27 protein-coding genes are annotated in these 20369 nt (G+C 26.9%); 2 read left to right on the top strand and 25 right to left on the bottom strand.

The features are described 5' to 3' along the window. Positions 1–3: 3 nt before the first annotated feature. The 5 genes from ftsH to ABGF45_RS04810 are packed head-to-tail and all read right to left on the bottom strand — an operon-like array spanning position 4 to position 4123. Positions 4–1866 carry an ATP-dependent zinc metalloprotease FtsH gene (gene ftsH / locus ABGF45_RS04790; protein WP_134744367.1) on the bottom strand — a complete coding sequence of 621 codons (1863 nt, stop codon included), beginning with the start codon at positions 1864–1866 and terminating at the stop codon, positions 4–6. Further along, a complete protein-coding gene (gene tilS, locus ABGF45_RS04795) occupies positions 1866–3173 on the bottom strand; it encodes a tRNA lysidine(34) synthetase TilS (RefSeq protein WP_134744368.1) in 1308 nt (435 codons plus the stop codon). Before tilS ends, ftsH begins: the two co-directional genes overlap by 1 nt. An 8-nt stretch (positions 3174–3181) precedes the next feature. Next, a complete protein-coding gene (locus tag ABGF45_RS04800; protein ID WP_134744369.1) occupies positions 3182–3568 on the bottom strand; it encodes a septum formation initiator family protein in 387 nt (128 codons plus the stop codon). Beyond that, positions 3565–3807, bottom strand: a complete 243-nt coding sequence (locus tag ABGF45_RS04805) for an RNA-binding S4 domain-containing protein (RefSeq protein ID WP_134711714.1) — start codon at positions 3805–3807, stop codon at positions 3565–3567. The genes ABGF45_RS04800 and ABGF45_RS04805 overlap by 4 nt, the downstream gene beginning before the upstream one ends. A 43-nt stretch (positions 3808–3850) precedes the next feature. Continuing rightward, positions 3851–4123 carry a PTS transporter subunit EIIB gene (locus ABGF45_RS04810; protein WP_134711713.1) on the bottom strand — a complete coding sequence of 91 codons (273 nt, stop codon included), beginning with the start codon at positions 4121–4123 and terminating at the stop codon, positions 3851–3853. Between the two features lie 137 nt (positions 4124–4260). On the opposite strand from ABGF45_RS04810, the gene ABGF45_RS04815 reads away from it, so the two are divergent. Then, positions 4261–4728 carry a PTS glucose transporter subunit IIA gene (locus ABGF45_RS04815; RefSeq protein WP_134711712.1) on the top strand — a complete coding sequence of 156 codons (468 nt, stop codon included), beginning with the start codon at positions 4261–4263 and terminating at the stop codon, positions 4726–4728. A 235-nt stretch (positions 4729–4963) separates the two neighbouring features. Here ABGF45_RS04815 and ABGF45_RS04820 read toward each other — a convergent pair whose 3' ends face one another. Beyond that, complete coding sequence (locus tag ABGF45_RS04820; protein ID WP_134711711.1) at positions 4964–5209, bottom strand: neutral zinc metallopeptidase; 246 nt, start codon at positions 5207–5209, stop codon at positions 4964–4966. Positions 5210–5325: 116 nt separating this feature from the next. Here ABGF45_RS04820 and ABGF45_RS04825 point away from each other — a divergent pair, with 116 nt between their 5' ends. Continuing rightward, entirely contained in the window at positions 5326–5766 is a 441-nt protein-coding gene (locus tag ABGF45_RS04825) for a PTS sugar transporter subunit IIA (RefSeq protein WP_134711710.1), read from the top strand. A gap of 69 nt (positions 5767–5835) precedes the next feature. Here ABGF45_RS04825 and ABGF45_RS04830 read toward each other — a convergent pair whose 3' ends face one another. The 19 genes from ABGF45_RS04830 to ABGF45_RS04920 all read right to left on the bottom strand — a co-directional run bounded on the left by ABGF45_RS04830 (position 5836) and on the right by ABGF45_RS04920 (position 20365). Beyond that, complete coding sequence (locus tag ABGF45_RS04830; RefSeq protein ID WP_134711709.1) at positions 5836–6984, bottom strand: SIS domain-containing protein; 1149 nt, start codon at positions 6982–6984, stop codon at positions 5836–5838. A 13-nt stretch (positions 6985–6997) separates the two neighbouring features. Continuing rightward, positions 6998–8134 (bottom strand): N-acetylglucosamine-6-phosphate deacetylase, encoded by a 1137-nt coding sequence (gene nagA, locus ABGF45_RS04835; protein WP_134711708.1) that lies wholly within the window; start codon positions 8132–8134, stop codon positions 6998–7000. A gap of 141 nt (positions 8135–8275) precedes the next feature. Then, on the bottom strand, positions 8276–9949 hold the full coding sequence (locus ABGF45_RS04840; RefSeq protein WP_167554105.1) for a DUF2207 family protein: 1674 nt from the start codon (positions 9947–9949) through the stop codon (positions 8276–8278). Positions 9950–9954: 5 nt separating this feature from the next. Then, positions 9955–10536 carry a LemA family protein gene (locus tag ABGF45_RS04845; protein WP_134711706.1) on the bottom strand — a complete coding sequence of 194 codons (582 nt, stop codon included), beginning with the start codon at positions 10534–10536 and terminating at the stop codon, positions 9955–9957. Between the two features lie 30 nt (positions 10537–10566). After that, positions 10567–11175: a cyclodeaminase/cyclohydrolase family protein gene (locus tag ABGF45_RS04850; RefSeq protein WP_134711705.1), complete on the bottom strand. Its 609-nt coding sequence runs from the start codon at positions 11173–11175 to the stop codon at positions 10567–10569. Between the two features lie 11 nt (positions 11176–11186). Continuing rightward, positions 11187–11642 (bottom strand): SsrA-binding protein SmpB, encoded by a 456-nt coding sequence (gene smpB, locus ABGF45_RS04855; RefSeq protein ID WP_134711704.1) that lies wholly within the window; start codon positions 11640–11642, stop codon positions 11187–11189. Beyond that, positions 11632–13554 carry a ribonuclease R gene (rnr, locus tag ABGF45_RS04860; RefSeq protein ID WP_134711703.1) on the bottom strand — a complete coding sequence of 641 codons (1923 nt, stop codon included), beginning with the start codon at positions 13552–13554 and terminating at the stop codon, positions 11632–11634. The genes smpB and rnr overlap by 11 nt, the downstream gene beginning before the upstream one ends. Before the next feature lie 111 nt (positions 13555–13665). Beyond that, on the bottom strand, positions 13666–13893 hold the full coding sequence (gene secG / locus ABGF45_RS04865; RefSeq protein ID WP_134711702.1) for a preprotein translocase subunit SecG: 228 nt from the start codon (positions 13891–13893) through the stop codon (positions 13666–13668). Positions 13894–13951: 58 nt separating this feature from the next. Continuing rightward, entirely contained in the window at positions 13952–14593 is a 642-nt protein-coding gene (locus tag ABGF45_RS04870) for a ComEA family DNA-binding protein (protein ID WP_134711701.1), read from the bottom strand. Between the two features lie 24 nt (positions 14594–14617). Beyond that, positions 14618–14926 carry a ribosome silencing factor gene (rsfS, locus tag ABGF45_RS04875; protein WP_134711700.1) on the bottom strand — a complete coding sequence of 103 codons (309 nt, stop codon included), beginning with the start codon at positions 14924–14926 and terminating at the stop codon, positions 14618–14620. Beyond that, positions 14919–15497 carry a bis(5'-nucleosyl)-tetraphosphatase (symmetrical) YqeK gene (yqeK, locus tag ABGF45_RS04880; protein ID WP_134711699.1) on the bottom strand — a complete coding sequence of 193 codons (579 nt, stop codon included), beginning with the start codon at positions 15495–15497 and terminating at the stop codon, positions 14919–14921. The genes rsfS and yqeK overlap by 8 nt, the downstream gene beginning before the upstream one ends. Then, entirely contained in the window at positions 15488–16078 is a 591-nt protein-coding gene (gene nadD, locus ABGF45_RS04885) for a nicotinate-nucleotide adenylyltransferase (RefSeq protein WP_134744370.1), read from the bottom strand. Before nadD ends, yqeK begins: the two co-directional genes overlap by 10 nt. Before the next feature lie 9 nt (positions 16079–16087). After that, positions 16088–16378 (bottom strand): YhbY family RNA-binding protein, encoded by a 291-nt coding sequence (locus ABGF45_RS04890; protein WP_134711697.1) that lies wholly within the window; start codon positions 16376–16378, stop codon positions 16088–16090. Between the two features lie 7 nt (positions 16379–16385). Further along, positions 16386–17660, bottom strand: coding sequence for a GTPase ObgE (gene obgE, locus ABGF45_RS04895; RefSeq protein WP_134744371.1), 1275 nt, complete (start codon positions 17658–17660; stop codon positions 16386–16388). A gap of 91 nt (positions 17661–17751) precedes the next feature. Beyond that, positions 17752–18042 carry a 50S ribosomal protein L27 gene (gene rpmA / locus ABGF45_RS04900; protein ID WP_134711695.1) on the bottom strand — a complete coding sequence of 97 codons (291 nt, stop codon included), beginning with the start codon at positions 18040–18042 and terminating at the stop codon, positions 17752–17754. Position 18043: 1 nt separating this feature from the next. Beyond that, a complete protein-coding gene (locus ABGF45_RS04905; RefSeq protein WP_134711694.1) occupies positions 18044–18379 on the bottom strand; it encodes a ribosomal-processing cysteine protease Prp in 336 nt (111 codons plus the stop codon). After that, positions 18379–18687: a 50S ribosomal protein L21 gene (gene rplU, locus ABGF45_RS04910; RefSeq protein ID WP_134711693.1), complete on the bottom strand. Its 309-nt coding sequence runs from the start codon at positions 18685–18687 to the stop codon at positions 18379–18381. The genes ABGF45_RS04905 and rplU overlap by 1 nt, the downstream gene beginning before the upstream one ends. A gap of 111 nt (positions 18688–18798) precedes the next feature. Next, the gene (locus ABGF45_RS04915; RefSeq protein ID WP_134711692.1) at positions 18799–19782 is read right to left on the bottom strand and encodes a ribonuclease E/G; all 984 of its coding nucleotides are present in this window, start codon (positions 19780–19782) and stop codon (positions 18799–18801) included. Continuing rightward, positions 19775–20365 (bottom strand): hypothetical protein, encoded by a 591-nt coding sequence (locus ABGF45_RS04920; protein WP_134744372.1) that lies wholly within the window; start codon positions 20363–20365, stop codon positions 19775–19777. The genes ABGF45_RS04915 and ABGF45_RS04920 overlap by 8 nt, the downstream gene beginning before the upstream one ends. Positions 20366–20369: the final 4 nt, after the last annotated feature.

Here is a 20369-nt window from a genome sequence, read left to right on the forward strand (position 1 = left end):
TAATTATTTTTCATCAATTTGTGTGAAAGAAACTTCCTCTTCCTTAAAGTTTATATCATATTTTTTTACAATTTCAATATACTCATCTTTTCTGATAGTTTCTTTTTTTAGTAATTCTTGAGCCAATTCTTCTAACAAATCTCTATGTTCTACTATTATTTCTTTTGCTTTTACATAAGCTGATTTAATAATATCTGTAACTTCTTTATCAATTTCAATAGCCGTTTTTTCTGAATAATGATCACCTTTTGAATAATTGTTTCCTCCAAGGAATACATTTCCACTAGCATCATCATATTGAACAGGTCCAAGTATATCACTCATACCATAGATTTTAATCATTGCTCTGGCAATATGTGTAGCTCTTTCAATATCATTTGAAGCACCGGTTGATATATCATCTAATACAATCTCTTCTGCAGCTCTTCCGCCTAATAAAGCAACAATTCTATTTTTCATTTCGCCTTTAGTTCTAAATGTTTTATCTTCATCAGGAAGATATGCTGTAAATCCACCAGCTTGACCTCTAGGCACAATTGTTATCATATGCACAGGATCTAAATCTTTTAAAAATTGTGCTGTAACAGCATGTCCTGCTTCATGATATGCTGTAAGTTTTCTTTCTCTTTCAATAACTACTTTAGATTTCTTTTCTGGACCTGCCATAATTCTTATTGCAGCTTCGTCCATTAAATCAGGAGTAATAAACTCTTGATTATTTCTTGCTGCCAATAGTGCAGCTTCATTTGTTAAGTTTTCAAGTTCCGCTGGAGAAAATCCAGCAGTTGATTTTGCAACATTTTCTAAATTTATACTTTCTGATAATTTTTTATTTCTTGTATGAACTTGTAAAATTTCATATCTTTCTTTTACATCAGGCATTCCAATATGAATAGTTCTATCAAATCTACCCGGTCTTAATAAAGCGGGATCTAAAATATCAGGTCTGTTTGTTGCAGCGATCATTATGATTCCTTCATTTTTTTCAAAACCATCCATTTCCACAAGTAATTGATTCAGTGTCTGTTCTCTTTCATCATGTCCACCACCTAAACCTGATCCTCTCTTACGTCCAACAGCATCTATTTCATCTATAAATATAATACATGGGGCATTTTTCTTTGCTTCTGCAAACATATCTCGAACTCTTGATGCTCCAACCCCTACAAACATTTCAACAAAATCAGAACCGCTTATACTGTAAAATGGCACTTTTGCTTCTCCGGCAACAGCTTTAGAAATATATGTTTTACCAGTACCTGGTTGTCCTACAAGTAAAACACCTTTAGGAATTCTAGCTCCTTGTTCAACATATTTTTTAGGATTTTTTAGGAAATCAACTAATTCTTCCATTTCTTCTTTTTCTTCTCTTAACCCGGCAACATCAGCAAATGTAATGTTATTATTTTTTTCAAGATTCATTTTTGCCCTGCTCTTACCAAACTTCATAGCTTGAGAACTTCCATTTGCACCTCTAGCCATAAAAATATACCACAGTACACTCAGCCCTCCTAAAAGTATAAGTGTTGGTAAAATTTGGATAAATATATTTGGTCCATCAGCCGGTAATCCTTGATATTCAATTTGTCCAGCATCTACACTTTTTTTCAAATAATTATCATAGAAATTATTTTGAAATTCTGCCGGTAATTCAGAAACGAAAGTTGAATTATCCTTTAAAACGCCTTCCACTTTCGAGCCTTTTGTAGTAATTTTCTTCACTTTATTTGAGCTGATATTTTTTACAAGCTCACCAATTCCAATATTATTTGATGTATTAAATATATCTCCAATATATGAAAATACAAGTATTATCAATAATATAGGAAGTAAAAATGACATAAAACTCTGTTTTCTTCTATTCATTATTTCTCCTTTATTTGTATAGTAATTTTCCCATTATCTTTTATTTTTCTTTTATATAAATTTGAAACCATAACTATCTCACCATTATATTCAATAACAGGCAATAAATCTCTTTCAAATCTATCTATTTTTTTATCAATTAAAAAATCCTTAAGTTTTTTTATTTTCCCATTGATGCATATCTTATCTCCATTTTTTCTAAACCTAATCTTTATTTTATCTCCTGAATTAAGTTTCAAAAGTCCTGGCTTATCACAGTTTTTGTTAAAAAATATTTTATATTTACCAAAATCAATTATATCTTCTTTTACTTCAAAATCAACGCTTTCATTAAAATCATCATACCTTCTTATTATAAAATAATTAAATGAATTATAAAATATCATTCCATTAATTATGACATATACTCCTTTATCAGAATCAATTATTTTTCCTATTTCTGAATAATGGTTTTTAGTAAAATCATAATTACTATTATTTATCCTATCAATTTCATTTCTAAGAAAAATATTTCTTTCAAAACTTGTAAATTTATGTATATCTGTTTTTTTTATTTTAGTGTAATCTTGTGAAATCTCAATATCTAATCCATTAAGTTTCTCATTAAGTTTATTGTTTATATATTCGTTATATTCAATTGAATACTTTGACAAATTTAAAATAGAGTCATAAATATTTTTGCTATATTTTTCTTTTATAATAGGTATTAGTTCATTTCTGATAGAATTTCTTGTATAAATATTTTCAAAATTTGTATAGTCTTGATGATATTCTAATTTATTTTTTTTTGCATATTCTAAAATTTCTTCTTTCTTAAAATTAAGCAAGGGCCTAATAATTTTACCATCTATTTGATGCATACCTTCAAGTCCTTTTATACCGGTTCCTCTAAATATTCTCATAAAAATAGTTTCTATTTGGTCATCCAAATTATGAGCCAATGCAAGATACCAGTTTTCTAAATCGTCTTTATCTTTTAGAATATCACAAAAAAATTTATGCCTTAAAATTCTACCAGCCTCTTCTTCTGAGATTTTATTATTTTTTGCATATTTGGACATAGAATCTCTTCTCGAATGAAATTTTATAGAATTTATTTCACATATTTTTTTAACAAATAATTCATCATCATCAGATTCTCCATTTCTAGTAGAATGATTAAAATGAGCTATTTCAATATTTAAATTTATTTCATCTTTAATTTTATTTATCAAATCAAATAATACAATTGAGTCAACTCCGCCACTCACCCCTATTAGAATATTTTTTTTTCTAATTAAATCAATAATATTTTTATCAATTTTCATATAAAATCCTAATTTTCTTTTTTTGTTTCATTTTTTGTCTCATCATGTGATTCTTTTGGAACAGTATTTATACTATTTTCATCATCTGTATAAATTTTTTCATCTTTTTTTATCATTCCAAGATCTTCTCTTGCTTTTTTTTCTATATATTCCAGTGAATTAGAATTTTCAATTTCTGTTTTTAATTTAGAGATATTATCTTCTAATTCTTTCTGCCTAGTAACTAACTTATTCGTATTTTGTTTAAGTTGTTTTATTTGTCTTTTTTGACCAATGAAAATAACCAAAAACACTATCAAAAATATAGCCGAAATACAAAAAATTATATTAACTTTTCTAGGATCAGAAATAAATTTCCTTTTAATTTTTTTTCTAGAATTTACATCTTTTCTCATTGTATTATCCTAAACATTTTATCTGCTTCATCCTTTTTAGGATTTTCAATTATTTGCAAAACTTCAAATTTGACTATATTATTTCCAAATGTAACTTCTACAATATCATTTAAAGAAATTTCCAGTCCCGGCTTTGCTGTTTTCCCATTAACTTTTATTCTCCCAGATTCTGCAGCTTCTTTAGCAACAGTTCTTCTTTTTATAACTCTTGAATTTTTTAAAAATTTATCCAATCTCATATTTCCTCCAATAAATGGATTTAATCACACCTAATAAATTATATCATATATAACATTTTAATTTCTCATAAAATTTTGACACGTCAGGTCCAATAATCAAATGAACCTTATTATCCTCAGGAAGTGAATATCCCGGTAAATTACATTTTTTTAACATTTGTTCATTAAAATCAGAAGATTTTAAAATTGTAATCCTTATCCTAGAAGAACATATTTCATGACTTAAAATATTTTCTTTACCACCTAAAGAACTTACTAAATCAGCAATATTTATTTTTTCAATTATAGATTTTCTTCCAAATAATTCAAAAAACATAATTTTCTCCTATAATAATATATAAATCATTATAGCATAAGAAAAATACAAATATTATAGATATTTTCATTTTTTTTATAAATATGGTAGAATATTTTTGATGTAAATTTTTACAGATAAAATCTTAGGAGGAAATGATGGGATTATTTAGTAAAAAAATTAAATTAGTTTCACCTATGACAGGTAAACTTGTTGATATTACAGAAGTAGAAGATATTACCTTCTCACAAAAATTTTTAGGTGATGGTGTTGCTATTAAACCAACAGAAGGTACTGTTGTATCTCCGGTTGACGGTAAAATAATTCAAGTATTTCATACAAAACACGCTTTAGGCATAAATGTTAAAGGCATCGAAATTTTAATACATATTGGTATGAATACTGTAGAACTAAAAGGAAAAGGTTTTGAAGTATTCGTAAAAGAAGGTGATAAAGTAAATATAGGTGATAAACTTGTTGAAGTTGACTTAAACTATCTTGAAGAAAACGGATATCCAACAGAAACTCCTGTAGTTATAACAAATATGGAAGAAATTAAAAACTTAGAAAAGAAAACCGGTGATGTAATTGCTGGAAAAACTGAAATTATGGAAATAAAAAAATAATTTTTATAATTTAACTACTGCAATTATTTGTAGTAGTTTTTTATTTTAAATATTTATATAAAATAGTTACTATAAGATATGTTTTTTAGTTACTTTGTAGCAATTTTCTTCATTATTATTTAATAAAATGAAAAAATTAAAATCGACATCAGAATTACCCAAAAATTATGTTAATTACATTTTGACAGTATATATTAAATGGTTATAACAAAAATTATACAATCAAATGTAATAACTATTCTAATTCTGCTTCTTCTTTATTTCTCGGAGTATATGTTTGTGACTGTATAGTATCAGTTTGCCCTGTTCCAGTTATATTTTCTAATAAACTTAATGAATTTTGTCCTAAAAGTAATAAAATTACTACAACTATAAGTCTACCAGTTATCCCTAGTCCACCTAACATTTCTCCTCTACCTAATGAATCTCCTCCGCTGAATTTGGTTACATTGTCACTTTCTCTCCTACCTTGCCATTTAATAGTTTCTCATCTTTAACTTTATTTTAAGTTTATAGTACCAAATAATTAAAAAAAATAAAATTTTTAATAATTAAAAAAGAGTGTTATAATTAAATAGAAAGTTTTTAGGAGGAATAATGGCAAATATCGCAATTGAAAAAGAAAATATATTTTTAAATTTACAATCTACAACAAAAGAAGAAGCTATAAGATTAGCTGGAAATAAATTACTTGAAGCCGGATATGTTGCTGATGGATATGTAGAATCAATGTTACACAGAGAAGAGTTATTGACAACATATATGGATTATGGTGTTGCAATCCCTCATGGTGATAGAGAATCTCAACAATTAATCATTCAATCAGGTATTGTATTTTTACAATTCAAAGATGGCATTGATTTTGGAAATGGAAATAAAGCTGAATTATTAATTGCTTCAGCAGGTAAAGGAAATAATCATTTAAGAATTTTATCCGGTCTAGCTAAGTTACTAAAAAAAACTGAAATAGTAGATCTATTTATTTCAACAAACGATAAAGAAATAGTTTACAATGAATTAATAAAATACATTAAATAATTTATAAATTGGAAGCCGCCACTTCAAGTTGTGCTTAATATCAACTTGAAGTGGCGGCGTTTTTTATTTTTAGTTAAATTCGTGGATAATAACTCCCTTAACTACTCTATTTACTGCTCCTGATGGATTTGGATTATCTGGATTTATCCCGTTTTTTACAGATGCCAACAAGCTAAATGCCTGAGCATATAAAACATATAACAGTCCTAAAAATACATCATTTTTTAATTTTTCAACAGGAATATCCAAATAAAAATGAGTATAGTCTTTTACATCTTTATTTATACCAATGGATACAACTTTATGGTTACCATTATCATAATACATTTCCCTTAATATATCTTTATCATAATCTAATGAGTAATCATTGTTTGACTGAAATACTAAAACCACAGTTTTATCATCAACTATTGATTTTGGACCATGTCTAAATCCTAAACTGCTTTCATAATATCCAACAACTTTTCCTCTAGTTAATTCCAACAATTTCAATGAAGCTTCTTTTGAAAGTCCGTGATATGAACCTGAGCCTAAATATACTATTCTATTAAAATCAAAATCAACTATCGGATTTAATTTTTCTTCAATATTACCTAACATATTTGAAGCTGTTTCAACAGTTAGTTCAAGTTCCTCTTTAGAATAATTACTATCAAATATTAAAGTAGCAGTGAGTGCCATACAAGAAAATGAACTTGTCATAGCAAAACCTTTATCGTTTGATTCTTCAGGAAGAATAATAGCTAAGGCATTTTCATCATTCCCTGCATATTCTGCAAGCTTACCATTTTTATTACATGTAATAACTAAGTGATAAATTTCTTTGACTACTTTATTCGCTACATTTAAGGTTGCAACTGATTCCGGACTATTTCCCGAGCGTGCAAAACTAACTAATAATATAGGACTTTCTTTATCTAAATATATTTCAGGATTAGACACAATGTCTGTAGTTGCAATAGACTTAAACTTATGTGCTACTTTTTTATTTAAATATGGAGTTATAAAATCTCCTGTATAAGCAGATGTACCAGCTCCTGTAAATATAATTTGCACATTTTCTTTGGATAACACATTATCTAAAAATGATTTTATTTCTTCTTTTCTATCTTCTAAAATTTTAGATACCTCACTCCACAATTTTGGCTGTTGATAGATTTCAGAAGCTGTATACAAACCATCTAAATTCTTCCATTCATCCTTTGATAATCCAAACATAAATTCTCCTTAATTATTTCTGATATTTTAATTCACCATTTATAAATGTTTTTAATAATACAAAATTTTTATCTAAAACTATAAAATCTGCATCTCTTCCGATTTGCAAAATGCCACATTCATTATCAAGTCCAACAGATCTTGCTGGATATTTTGAACCCATATCAATAGCTTCTTTTAATGTAGCTATATCCCAATTATATACATTTTTAACACCATCAATTAAATCAAGTATCGAACCTGCTAAACTTCCGGAATCTAATCTTGCAGTACCATCTTTAACAGTTACAGGAAATTCTCCTAATTTATAATTTCCATCCGGCATTCCTCCAGCCCTCATACAATCTGTTATCAATGCAATCTTATCATGTCCCTTCGCTTTAACAGCAACATCAACAGATTTAGGATTTACATGGTGTCCATCGCAAATTAATTCTGCATATGCATCTGATTGCAATGCCGCTCCTACCATACCAGGTTCTCTATGGTGCAATCCTCTCATTCCATTATACAAATGAACAAATATATTTGCACCGGCATCTATAGCTTTCATAGCATCATCATATGTTGCATTTGAATGACCTAAAGCTACATAAACTCCCATTTTTCTTGCTTCTCTAGTAAATTCCGCTACTCCTTTGCGTTCTGGAGCAACTGCAATTTTTTTTATCAAATTATTAGAAATTTCTTGCCATTTTTTTAATTGATCAATACTTGGATCTGACATATATGCTGGATTTTGTGCCCCTTTAAATTCCTCAGTAAAATATGGACCTTCCATAAATATACCTTTAACCTTTGCACCCTTAACATCTTTATATTCTTTTCCAATAACTTCTAAAGCTTTATTTAATTGTTCAACAGATGATGTAAGCGTCGTAGGCAAAAATGATGTTACTCCCATTTGTAACACACCTTCTGACATTACATTTAAAGCACCCTCTACTGCATCAGTCACATCAACATTCTTATATCCATGAACATGTGTATCTACTAATCCCGGAGCAATATACTTATCTCCAAAGTCGATAAATTCTCCATCATATTCATTTAAGAATTCAACTATTTTACTGCCTTCAACAACCATAAATCCATTTTCGATTACTCTATTTTCAGTAAAAATCTTATTTGCCTTGTAATATGTTTTCATTAAATTCCTCCATTATCATTTCAATACTATTATACAGCTAAATTTCTATATTGTTAAATTAATTTAAAATAAAAATAAAAGTTTGCGTAGCCACCTCCCAGCCAAAAGGTCTAGAAAACGTGGTGTCTAGCAAACTTTATTTTATCTACTACCTCCGCCAAAGCCACCACCAAATGAGCCGCCTCCACCGCCGCCAAATGATGTGCCACCAAAACCGCTATATGAACTTTGTATACTTGAATTATATACTGAATCAGAAATGGAATTAATATAAATAAATGTAGAAGGATTATAATATACCTGTTGTTCAAATTGAGGATCTACTACCTTAAATTGTTCATAAACTTCTTTTGTAATTCCCAAATATGCAGCCCAAACCATGTAACTATCCCATAATTTAACATAATTAACATCTCTCTCATTTAGTAATGAAAAATCTAATAGATATTTCTTAAATCCATAAATTTGTTTTTGTAGATTAATACCTTTTTCAGTTCTTTCATATAGTGTTGAACCCAAAAAAGATTTTTTTGATTGTTCTTTTACATAATTATTTCTAATTAAATAATTCTTTGATGTTTTATTTATACTTTCCATCCATGTATTAAATCTTTTTGTATTATTTTTTATATACGAATTTAACTCTGATTGAGTAAGTATATCATCTTTTCCACATGCTTTCAGCACTATATCCCAAAAATCTTTTTCAATTGTTGAATCAAATGGTCTTGTATCTGTAAAATTTATCTTAAATACATCTTTTTCTTTTTTAAAAATAAAACCTTCTTCAATTTTTTTATTTACAAGGCGTTCCTCAACAATCCATTTTAATAAAAGTGCAGATATTATGCTTTGTACATTAGCTTCTTCTACCAAATAATCTGAAATTAAGAAATTCTCGTCTGGTAAATCTCTATAATAATTTAATTCATCAGTTTCTTCAAATTTTAAATTATCCTTTCTTCTTTTTGATATAGCTAAACTACCCGCACCAGTCAAAGCAAAAAAAACAACAACTATTTTCCAAATAGATTTAAAAAGTCCACCATTATCTTTTTGATTTTTATAGTATTGTTTAGATCCATCTTTTCTGTAAATAAATGAACCTTGTCTTGATTGTTCAATTAATTGTTCTGTGCTCTTATCAAAATTTGATTGACTATCAAAAACTTTCCCTTCAAATATACCTAAAAGCACCATATAATTAATAGAAGGATTACTTTTAGCGGTTGTTGCTATTAATTTATCTGAAAAAATTTGAGTATTACCTTTATAACCATATCCCCATATTCTTGTTTTTGGAGTTTCAAATTTGTATCCAATTTCATTTGTAACTTCAATATTTACAAAATCAATTGGATCCATATTTTCATTTATAAATTTCCAATAAAATGTCTGATTCCCATCATTTAAATTTTTAATAAAATTAGTTACTCTATATTGTATAGTAAATTCTTTTTTACCAAGCTCTCCAATTCCAAAACAAAGTTCTATGCCATTCGATGTATGATTAATCCCATATTTTCCATTTTTCTCTTCTCTACTTGCATTTACATTCCATTTATCTATCTTTTTTAATAGTTTATTGCTGTTATCAAAAACCTTAAAATCAGTTACAGTAGAATCTGCTAAATTACCTAATGATATAAAATGCTCCGTTCCTTTGTCTATCTTAAATATTCTATGATCTGTTATCATAACAGAACCATCTTTTTTTATTTCAGCTTTAATATTTATAGAATCAATGCTATTTGCAAAAGATATATTAGCAAACAGCATTAAAAATACTAAAGTCAGTGTGACTATTTTTTTCATAAATTTTACCATTGTGGCATGTCAGCCTTTGTTTCAGAATTTTTGAAATATATTTCTTGTTGGAATCCAAACATTCCTGCAAAAATATTTTTAGGAAACATTAAAATTTCTCTATTATATTTTGTTACCGAATCATTAAAAATCATTCTTGCATTTCTAACATTATTTTCATATTTATCGACATTGTTCATTGTATTAATATATAAACTGTCAGCTTTCAAATTAGGATATGACTCTACAACTACATTTATTCTATCCATTGCTTGTTGAAATAATTGATCATCTTTCAAAACTTCAGCTGCTGAAGAATTTCTATTAATTCCAGTTCTCATTCCTATTACTTCTCGTAAGGTTTTTGCTTCATGTTCAGAATATTTTGATGTAGCTCCTATAAGATTAGTAATTACATCCCATCTTGACTCTATTTGAGTAGCTATTTGACTCATGGAATTTCTAACATTTTCTCTTAAGGCTATAAGTTTATTGTAAACTGAAATTAAATACAAAATTAAAAATACAACTACCATAGCAATAACTATCAATGTTATTGTTCCACCACCTAAATTTAGTGCTAAAATATTTTTCATAAAATCCTCCTAAAAATATTGATATTTATATTATAAATTTTTATCTAAAAAATTTTGTAACTTCTTTTTATTATATTCTAAATTTTGGTATATCCTTAAAATGCTGTTTTGCTTTTTTATCCTATATTCCTTATCTTCTATTGACTTAATATTTATTTTCATATTTACCATAGCAGATTCTATAGAAGCTATAAGTTGATTTTTAGCTACTGCTATTTCTGAATTTATAACCGGATTAGAATATTCTATAAACACAAAAATACTTTCAAATAATTTTAAGGATTTAACGATTATTTCTAAAGGAGAATCTACAGCAAATTTTAATTTTTCTTGAATTTGAATTCTTCTATATTTCCTTTGTTCATGTGTATCTTTTGGTAATTTATAAGCTTCTAATACCTTTCCAAAAACTTCACCATCTTCAAAAATTAATCTAGTAAATTCATTTTTTAAATTTTCTAAATTTAGGTAGTACTCATTTCCAAGCCTCTGCTCAACTTCCGGATTGGATTTTTTAGCCATATTATATGCTTTTAACATAAGTGATGAAGCTAAAGCTCCATTAAGTGCAGCTACAGATCCTCCTCCTGCTTTATGATTTACTTCAGTTATAATATTTAAATATTCTTCCAAATTCATAATCGCTCCTATCAGTACATATCTTTTAATGCACGTTCAACACGTCTCTTATCATCTTTTTCTTTTAAATCATTTCTCTTATCATAAAGTTTTTTACCTTTACCAATAGCTATATCAATCTTTACAAGTCCATCTTTATCTTTAACTTCTAATGGTAAAAATGCATAACCTTTTTCACTAACTTTACTTAATATCTTTCTTATTTCCTTTTTATTTAATAATAATTTTCGGGTTCTAAGTGGATCTTGTTTACTAAAATTATTTCCATAAGAATAAGGTGTAACATGCATACCAACAATATAAACTTCATTATTTCTTATTTGACAAAATGACTCTTTAATTGATACTTGTCCTGCTTTTATACTCTTAACCTCATTTCCCTCTAGGACTATACCTGCTTCAAAATAATCTTCTAGATTAAAATCATGTTTTGCCTTTTTATTTCTAGCTAATGTTTTAACGCTCATCTTCTTCCTTCACTAACTTAAAATCTATTTCTCTTAAATCTACATTAACACTACTTACCGTTACTCTTACTTTTTGACCTAATTCATATACTCTTCCAGTATGTTGCCCTATTATTTTATAGTTTTCACGATCAAATTCATAATAATCGTCATTTAGATTTCTAAAATGAATTAGACCTTCTACGGTATTTGGTAATTCAACAAATAAACCAAAAGATGTAACCGAACTAATAATACCATCATATATTTTACCTATTCTTTGCTCCATATATTCTGCTTTTTTAAGAGCATCTACATCTCTTTCTGCTTCTTGAGCTTTTCTTTCAGTTTCCGATATATGTTCTGCAATTTTATCTAGCCTCTTTAAGTAAGAACGTTTTGGTTGCTTATAATTATTGTGTAAACTGCCTTTTAATATTCTATGAACTACTAAATCACTATATCTTCTAATAGGAGAAGTAAAATGTGAATAGTTTTTTGTAGCAAGCCCAAAATGAATATCAGGCTCTCTTTGATAAATTGCTTTTTTCATGGTTCTCAACATAATATTACTGATTAAAAAACTTAAATTTGAACCCTCAACCTCTTTTAACACTTTTTGAAAATCCTTAGGATATAGTTTTTCCCCTTTTATCTGTAATCCAAATTTTGATATCAAAGCTCTAAATTCAAGTACTTTTTCTTCATCCGGTTCCTCGTGAACTCTATATAAAAATGGAACCTGAATATTTGCAAAATGTTCTCCTACAACCTCATTAGTTAAAACCATAAAAGATTCTATTAATTTATTTGCAACTCTCCGTTCATTTTCACGTATATCAATTGGTTTTCCATTTTTATCAAGTTCTATAAATGATTCCTTAAAGTCAAAATCTAATACACCATTTACAACTCTTTTTTCTTCTAAAATTTTATGAAGCTCTGCCATTAAAAATAAATGACTTTCAAGTATTTCATCATTATATATATTTTTCTTACCTTCTAATAAATCTGAAACTTCTTCATATATCAATCTATGATTACTTTTTATAATTGACTCATAAAAATCATAATCTATTAACTTCCCATTTATATCCAGTCTCATCTTTACAGTTACAGCCAATCTTTCAACATTAGGATTTAATGAACATAAATTATTTGATAACTCTTTTGGTAACATAGGAATAACTCTATCTAAAAGATATACAGAATTCCCCCTTTCATAAGCATCATTATTCATTGCACTATTTTCAGTTACATAATTTGCTACATCTGCAATGTGTACATATAAAATATAATCTTTACCGTCCTTTTCAATTGATATAGCATCATCAAAATCTTTCGCTGTTGCACCATCAATTGTAACTGTAAATAATTCTCTAAAATCTTCCCTATTTTTATAATCTTTTTTATCCGGATTTAACGGTAAAGAATTTGCATATTCTAATGTTTCATAAGAAAATTCATCCGGTAAATCATATTTCTTTGCAATAGCTAATACTTGTATGCCAGTATCATTTGTATTTCCAAGTATCTCTACAACTTTGCCTGTAGGATTCTTATCATTCTTATTAAAGTATATTATCTCAACTACAACTTTATCATTATTTTTAGCACCATTTATATATTTTTTAGGAATATAAATGTCATAATCGGATTTATTACCATCAAGCACCACAAATCCAAAATTTTTTATTTTTTGAAAATCTCCTACAAGTATTTCCTTACTTCTTTCTAATACCTCAATAACCTTTCCCTCACATCTTTGTCCATCAATAGCTTCTTTTATTATTTTCACACTAACTTTATCATTATTTAATGCTCTATTTAAATACTTTTTAGGTATAAAAATATCGGAAATATTTTCATCTTCCGGTATGAAAAATCCAAATCCCTTTTTATTTATACTTATTTTTCCAATTAATTTCTGCATATTTTTATCCTCAAATTTTTTTCATTATAATTATATCATATATATAAAAGATTTATAAAATAAAAAAAGTGCTGCAAAATGTAAATCATTTCGCAACACAATCAAAATCAACTATTTTATAATAGCCAACAATATTGTTGTAACAACAAATACTACACCTGAAACCCAAGTTAATGTACTTAAAAGCTTTTCCTTTCCTCTTGATGCAGTTTTTCCAAACACATTAGCAGATGAACCAGATATTGATCCCATGCCTTCTGCTTTTGGTTCCATAAACATTGTTGAAATGATTACAACAACACATGAAATTAATAATATCCCTAATAAAATATTTTGCATAGCTTCCTCTTTCATTTTCTTTACAATACTAAAATTATATCAAATTAAATGTATAATTTCAATCAACTATAATTTTTTCTTTAATTTTTTCAAAACTTTTTTGTCCAATGCCAGAAATATTTTGAATATCCTCTATACTTTGAAATCTATTTTTACTTCTATATTTTATAATTTCATCAGCTCTAGAGGATCCTACCCCCGGCAATGTCATAAGTTGTTCTTTACTTGCTGTATTAATATTAATTTTAGACAATCCGTTTTTTTGTTCATTGTCAGTACTTTCTACGTGATTAGCTGACTTTTGATTTTTTACTTCACCTATCTTATTAACATGGATTTTCATCTCATCTTTTAATTTTTGTGATAAATTTATACTTTCTAAATCAGCATCCTTACAAAACCCACCGGATTTATCTATTAAATCCTTAACCCTACTTGTACTATTTAATTTATATACACCGGGATTTTTTACACATCCCGTTATATATGCATAAATCTCTTCATCTTGAATTTTAGTTTTTTTTTCAAATTTTTCATTTTTTTTACTTTCAAATTTCTCAATATTTGTTTCCAATACATTATTGAGTATATCTGAATTATCTACATTATTTTCTTTACTTTTATTATAAATTCCTATAATTATAATCACTATTATAACTATAGCTATTAAAATTTTGTCTAAATAATTTTTTATTTTCATACTCACCTCTTAGGGCGAGCTGTCTTAATCCCATAACTTTTCTAAATTATAAAACTCTCTTTGTTCCTCTGTAAATATATGGACGATAATATCTCCTAAATCCATTAAAATCCAGCTTGCATCTCTAAAGCCTTCATTTCCTAAAACAGTAAAACCAGCTTTTTCAATTTTTTGTTCAATTTCATCTGAAATAGCTTTTGTTTGTTGAATTGATTTACCTGTTACAATTACAAAATAATCTGCAATTGTTGATTTTTCATCAATTGATATTACTTTTATATTGTCACCAAGCTTATCTTCACATGCTTTTACAACTATATCTAGTTTATTCATTTATGCTCCTTTGCAAATAATTTCTTGCTTCAATAGTATTCAAATCAATTATAGCATTAATTGAAATTAAATACTTAATTTGATTATTTAATGATAATAAAATACCTAAATCAAAATTTTCATATACTTTTTTTCTGACTTCATCTACTGTCTCAAAACTTCTTCCCGGCTCTATATAATCTGCTATAAATACTAACTTTTCTAAAGGTGTCATATTTTCCTTGCCAGTGGTATGCCATCTTATAGCATCAAGAATTTCTTTATCTTCTATTCCATACTCTTCTTTAGCAACTATTGGGCCTAAAATTGTATGAGCTAATAGAGGCAATCTAAATATTTCTTTTTTTATTAAATTGTATTTTTCTTTGTACATTTCAAAATAATACTCTTCATTATTTTTAGCACAATCATGAAGTAAACAAGAGTATTGTATTTTTCCTTCATCTATATTTAATCCTAAATCTCGATTTAGTTTTAAGGCGGTTTCATTTACCCTTAGGACATGTTCATATCTTGATAATTTAAGCATTTTTTTTAACTTATTTTTTATATTTTCAAAATCTAACGCCATAAATTATTCTCCATAATATATTTAATAGTTTCATCTCTTAACAAATACTTTGGATATATATTATTTTTTATATTATTTCTTATATCTGATGAAGATATAAATAATTGAATATCATCATAAAATATTATTTGTTTTTTTGTTAAAAATCTATATTTTTCTATCAATTCTAAGTTTATCTTATATCCCGGCCTTTGAAATACAACTAAATTTACTATTTTAATAAGCTCTTCGTATCTATGCCATGTGTGTAAATTTATGAAACTATCGCTACCTATTATAAAATAAATTTCAGCATCAATTTTAGACTTTAATTTTTTCATTATATCAAAGCTATATGAAGCTGTTTTTAAGTGTTTTTCAATATCTGACACCTTAAAAAATGGATTGTCTTCTACAGTTCTTTCCGTCATTTCATATCTAATATTATAATCTAATAAATCCACTTTTTTATGATATGGATTAGCTGTAGGTATAAATAAAATTTTATCTAAACATAATCTAATCCTTGCTTGCTCTGAAATTATTAAATGTCCAATGTGTATTGGATTAAATGAAGAGCCAAATACTCCTATTTTTTTCATAATTTACTCCTATTTTGGAAGTGTAATTATCTTTTCTTTTGATTGTCTATAAATCACAAATTTTGAACCCATATGCGATACAAAATCAGCACTTAATTTTTCTATTATTTCTTGTATTGTTTCTTTATCATCAAATAAATTATTTTTTAATATTTTAATCTTTACCAATTCATTAGCATTTAATGTATCATGTATTTGTTTTATTAAATTATCGGTGATACCATTCTTACCAATAATAATTTTTACTTCCATTGTGTTTGCTAATGATTTTAAATAAGATCTTTGTCTTGAATTAATCATATATCTCCTATCCGAAATATTCTATCTGTATACTTTCAACGTGGATAGTATCTCCATCTTCTATTCCTAACTCTTCTAATTGAGCCATTACTCCCATTTTTTCTAAAACAGCTTCAAAGTGTCTTAACGACTCATAATCATCAAAGTTTGTTTTTCTGATAAGTTCAGAAATAGGATATCCTTTAACGATGTATTCTCCATTTTTCTTATTAACTTCAATAGTTCTATCAACCTTAAAGAATGATTCTAAGTCTAATCTTTCATCTTTATCTAAACTATGATAATCTTTTTTAATATCTTTTAATCTCTCAAACATATAGTATTTTAAGTCTTCAATACCATTTGTTGTTGCTGCTGACGTTTCTATTACTTTCAATTCAGGGAAATTTAATTTAAAAATTTCTAAATTTTCTACTGCATTTGGCAAATCCATTTTATTAGCAACAACAAATAAATCTTTTTCTCTCAATTTATCACTATAATTGCTCAACTCTTTCATGATAATATTAAAATCATCAATCGGATCTCTACCTTCACTTCCCGCCATATCAAGTACATGTACTAAAAGACGTGTTCTTTCAACATGTTTTAAAAATTGATGTCCCAAACCAATTCCTTCACTTGCCCCATCAATTAAACCTGGGATATCAGCTATAACGAAGTTATTTTGAAAATCTATCTTAACAACTCCAAGATTTGGAGTTAATGTTGTAAAATGATAATTTGCAATCTTAGGTTTAGCATCTGATAAAATTGACAATAGTGATGATTTACCTACATTTGGAAGGCCTATTAATCCTATATCAGCAATTAGCTTTAGTTCTAATATAACTTCTATCTCTTGAGCATTTTCCCCCGGTTGTGCAAATTTTGGTGCTTGTCTTATGGAATTTGCAAATTTAGCATTTCCCTTTCCGCCTTTTCCACCTTTTGCAATTATAAATTCTTCACCATCTTCAATTAAGTCACATATTACTTTATTAGATTTTGCTTCTCTTACAATTGTACCTACCGGTACTTTTACATATAAATCTTCACCTTTTTTACCATATTGTTTTTTATTTCTACCCGGTTCTCCGTTTTGTGCGAAAAAGTGACGTCTATACTTAAAGTCAAGAAGAGTCTGTACATTGGAATCAGCTTTTAAAATTACGCTTCCTCCATCTCCACCATCACCACCAGCCGGGCCTCCTGCCGGCTCAAAAATTTCTCTTCTCCAAGCAATTGCCCCGTCTCCTCCAGCTCCAGATCTTAAAATAATCTTTGCTACATCTAAAAACATTTTTACCTCTTTTCAGGTTTTCTAATCATATTACATTTATAAAAAAATATCCAGAAAAATTTAAATTTCTGGATACATACTTTTCAATTAATTAAGCTAATTGTTCTCTTGTATAAACACTAACTTTTTTTCTTGTCTTGTCAAATCTTTCAAATTTAACGATACCATCAGCTTTTGCAAATAATGTATCATCTTTACCAATACCTACATTTGCTCCCGGATGAATTTTTGTACCTCTTTGTCTTACCAAGATATTTCCAGCAAGTACAAATTGTCCATCACTTCTCTTAGCTCCTAATCTTTTAGCTCTAGAATCTCTACCGTTTCTTGTAGATGATACCCCTTTTTTACTTGCGAAAAACTGTAAATTTAATTTTAACATTTTATACCTCCGTATAGTATAATTCGATGTAATCACTATATTCTTTCAATATAGATTGTATGCCTAGTTCATATTTTTTTAATATCAACTGTGCATCGTGTATTTTTTCTTTATCTAATTCTTTATTTAATATAAGTTCTATATGATTATCTTCTATAGAATATTGAATATATTTTTTAATTTTAAGTATATCAGTAAAAGCGTCTATTGTATTGAACGTTAAAATTGAAACTCCTGCACAAACAATATCTTTTCCGCTATCATCAAACTCTGCATGTCCTGAAACATTAAATCCTTTAATTTTACCTTCTCTTAAATATATATCTACTCTTATCATTATCCTATTGAATTAATTCTAACTCTTGTATATGGTTGTCTATGACCTTGTCTACTTGAAGAACCTTTTTTGGGTTTATATTTGAAAACAACGATTTTCTTTCCTCTACCATGTTCTAAAACTTCAGCACTTACTTTAGCTCCATCAACAACCGGTGAACCGACTTTTACTCCACCTTCATTTGAAACTAATAGAACTTCTTCAAAGTCAAATTTTGCACCTTGTTCTAAATCTAATTTTTCAACTTTTAAGATATCGCCTTCTTTAACTTGGTATTGTTTACCACCTGTTTTTATTACTGCGTACATAGTATCTTCCTCCTTAATTATTTTCTCGCTAAATAGGTGACTATGCTTAAACCTATCTGTATGCGGTTTAGATACTGAAATATTATATCATCTTAACTTCTTATTGTCAAACTAAAACACTATAATTTCAAACAAATCCATGTTTGAAAATCCCATTATTTTATGTTTGATATTATATTGTTCAAAAATATTTTTAACATTATTTATTAATGCTTTTTTATTTTTTAAATTCATCCTTAAAAAATCAATTATTATCATTTTTTTTATTTTTCTTAATTTAATTTGAATTGCTATTTCTTCAATACTCTTTATATTTACATTTAATGATAATGCTTCTTTATCTAAACTATGATCAGAATATTTAGAATTAATATCTATAACTGTCAGTGCTTCTAAGTTGTCTATAACTATCTCTACATCATCACTTAATATTTTTCTTTCTAAAGATTTTGCTAAATCTAATGAAATTATTTGATTATATTTAGGATTAAATTCATTATCAATTATATTTGCATATTGATTTTTATTATTGGATATGACATCCATGTCGTAATCTATTAAATAATCTCTTAAAAACTTACCTTTATAAATTAATTTTGGAGTAGGTAAAAAATTTTTTTCTTTTAATATTTTATTAAAATCCTCAATTAAGTTATAATATCTTTTCCTTATTTCTTCATTTGATATTTCTTTTGCTCTTGTCCTTAATTTATATGGTAAATCAAAATTAAATTTTACATTTTTTAAACTATCTTTAATATATGGCATTAAAATTAAATATCCATCAGTTATACTGATTTTTTGACTTGCTTCAATCATTTTATCATTATCAGGAACTTTTATAATCTCTACAATAACATCATCTCCAAGTTTTATATCTTCAATTAAAAATTTTTTTCTTAAAAGAGCGTTTTTAGATTGACCAATATTTAATACATATGCGTTCATAGAATTTATATAGTCTATAACCTTAGCACGGTATATGTTTCCTAGAATATTATTTCTTAAATCTATATATTCTATTAGTCTTTTATTTTTAACTTCTCCACATATTAATTCTTCATCTTTTTCATAAAAAAATTTAAAATTATCCATTTTTTCTAAATAACCTTTTTATTTTTTCAAATATTGAAACTTTCTTTACTAAAATTTTTTTATTGTCCGTATTATTAATTTCTTGTTTCTCTTCTATTTTCTCAATATTTTCATCCATAATTTCTTTTTCTATTATTTCTTCTCGATTAATTTCTTCATGTATAAAATCCTCTATATCTAATCCACTAAATAATTTTTTAATTTCTTCATTAGAAGATTTCATCATATTTTCAATAACCATTTTATCATCAAATAAAACGATTAAATTTTCATATTCTTCTCCATCTATTTCGTCTAATATTTTATTAAAATCAACAGACGTTTCTTTCATTTTATACGATGAAGGTAAAATTTCTAAGTTTTCATCTATTTCCATAATAGCTTTAGTAAATCCTACAGTCCCATTTATATAGTCTGAATTATCATATATAATTTCATCACTTATTTTTAATTTTTTTTCCAAACTTCTATCTTCTTGAATTAAACTTAATATTAAAGTTTTCCCAGAAAACTTTTTTAAGATTTCTGGGAATTTATCAATCAAGAATTTATATTGGTTTATATTTATATAATATTTTTTCATTCCA

Origin of the sequence: Helcococcus sp. KG196, assembly GCF_046035495.1 — a bacterium.
Lineage (GTDB): Bacteria > Bacillota > Clostridia > Tissierellales > Peptoniphilaceae > Helcococcus > Helcococcus ovis.

What these genes read in the sequence shown, in the direction of transcription:
- ftsH (WP_134744367.1), bottom strand. Translation starts at nt 1,866, where the DNA reads ATGAATAGAAGAAAACAGAGTTTTATGTCATTTTTACTTCCTATATTA.
- tilS (WP_134744368.1), bottom strand. Translation starts at nt 3,173, where the DNA reads ATGAAAATTGATAAAAATATTATTGATTTAATTAGAAAAAAAAATATT.
- ABGF45_RS04800 (WP_134744369.1), bottom strand. Translation starts at nt 3,568, where the DNA reads ATGAGAAAAGATGTAAATTCTAGAAAAAAAATTAAAAGGAAATTTATT.
- ABGF45_RS04805 (WP_134711714.1), bottom strand. Translation starts at nt 3,807, where the DNA reads ATGAGATTGGATAAATTTTTAAAAAATTCAAGAGTTATAAAAAGAAGA.
- ABGF45_RS04810 (WP_134711713.1), bottom strand. Translation starts at nt 4,123, where the DNA reads ATGTTTTTTGAATTATTTGGAAGAAAATCTATAATTGAAAAAATAAAT.
- ABGF45_RS04815 (WP_134711712.1), top strand. Translation starts at nt 4,261, where the DNA reads ATGGGATTATTTAGTAAAAAAATTAAATTAGTTTCACCTATGACAGGT.
- ABGF45_RS04825 (WP_134711710.1), top strand. Translation starts at nt 5,326, where the DNA reads ATGGCAAATATCGCAATTGAAAAAGAAAATATATTTTTAAATTTACAA.
- ABGF45_RS04830 (WP_134711709.1), bottom strand. Translation starts at nt 6,984, where the DNA reads ATGTTTGGATTATCAAAGGATGAATGGAAGAATTTAGATGGTTTGTAT.
- nagA (WP_134711708.1), bottom strand. Translation starts at nt 8,134, where the DNA reads ATGAAAACATATTACAAGGCAAATAAGATTTTTACTGAAAATAGAGTA.
- ABGF45_RS04840 (WP_167554105.1), bottom strand. Translation starts at nt 9,949, where the DNA reads ATGAAAAAAATAGTCACACTGACTTTAGTATTTTTAATGCTGTTTGCT.
- ABGF45_RS04845 (WP_134711706.1), bottom strand. Translation starts at nt 10,536, where the DNA reads ATGAAAAATATTTTAGCACTAAATTTAGGTGGTGGAACAATAACATTG.
- ABGF45_RS04850 (WP_134711705.1), bottom strand. Translation starts at nt 11,175, where the DNA reads ATGAATTTGGAAGAATATTTAAATATTATAACTGAAGTAAATCATAAA.
- smpB (WP_134711704.1), bottom strand. Translation starts at nt 11,642, where the DNA reads ATGAGCGTTAAAACATTAGCTAGAAATAAAAAGGCAAAACATGATTTT.
- rnr (WP_134711703.1), bottom strand. Translation starts at nt 13,554, where the DNA reads ATGCAGAAATTAATTGGAAAAATAAGTATAAATAAAAAGGGATTTGGA.
- secG (WP_134711702.1), bottom strand. Translation starts at nt 13,893, where the DNA reads ATGCAAAATATTTTATTAGGGATATTATTAATTTCATGTGTTGTTGTA.
- ABGF45_RS04870 (WP_134711701.1), bottom strand. Translation starts at nt 14,593, where the DNA reads ATGAAAATAAAAAATTATTTAGACAAAATTTTAATAGCTATAGTTATA.
- rsfS (WP_134711700.1), bottom strand. Translation starts at nt 14,926, where the DNA reads ATGAATAAACTAGATATAGTTGTAAAAGCATGTGAAGATAAGCTTGGT.
- yqeK (WP_134711699.1), bottom strand. Translation starts at nt 15,497, where the DNA reads ATGGCGTTAGATTTTGAAAATATAAAAAATAAGTTAAAAAAAATGCTT.
- nadD (WP_134744370.1), bottom strand. Translation starts at nt 16,078, where the DNA reads ATGAAAAAAATAGGAGTATTTGGCTCTTCATTTAATCCAATACACATT.
- ABGF45_RS04890 (WP_134711697.1), bottom strand. Translation starts at nt 16,378, where the DNA reads ATGATTAATTCAAGACAAAGATCTTATTTAAAATCATTAGCAAACACA.
- obgE (WP_134744371.1), bottom strand. Translation starts at nt 17,660, where the DNA reads ATGTTTTTAGATGTAGCAAAGATTATTTTAAGATCTGGAGCTGGAGGA.
- rpmA (WP_134711695.1), bottom strand. Translation starts at nt 18,042, where the DNA reads ATGTTAAAATTAAATTTACAGTTTTTCGCAAGTAAAAAAGGGGTATCA.
- ABGF45_RS04905 (WP_134711694.1), bottom strand. Translation starts at nt 18,379, where the DNA reads ATGATAAGAGTAGATATATATTTAAGAGAAGGTAAAATTAAAGGATTT.
- rplU (WP_134711693.1), bottom strand. Translation starts at nt 18,687, where the DNA reads ATGTACGCAGTAATAAAAACAGGTGGTAAACAATACCAAGTTAAAGAA.
- ABGF45_RS04915 (WP_134711692.1), bottom strand. Translation starts at nt 19,782, where the DNA reads ATGGATAATTTTAAATTTTTTTATGAAAAAGATGAAGAATTAATATGT.
- ABGF45_RS04920 (WP_134744372.1), bottom strand. Translation starts at nt 20,365, where the DNA reads ATGAAAAAATATTATATAAATATAAACCAATATAAATTCTTGATTGAT.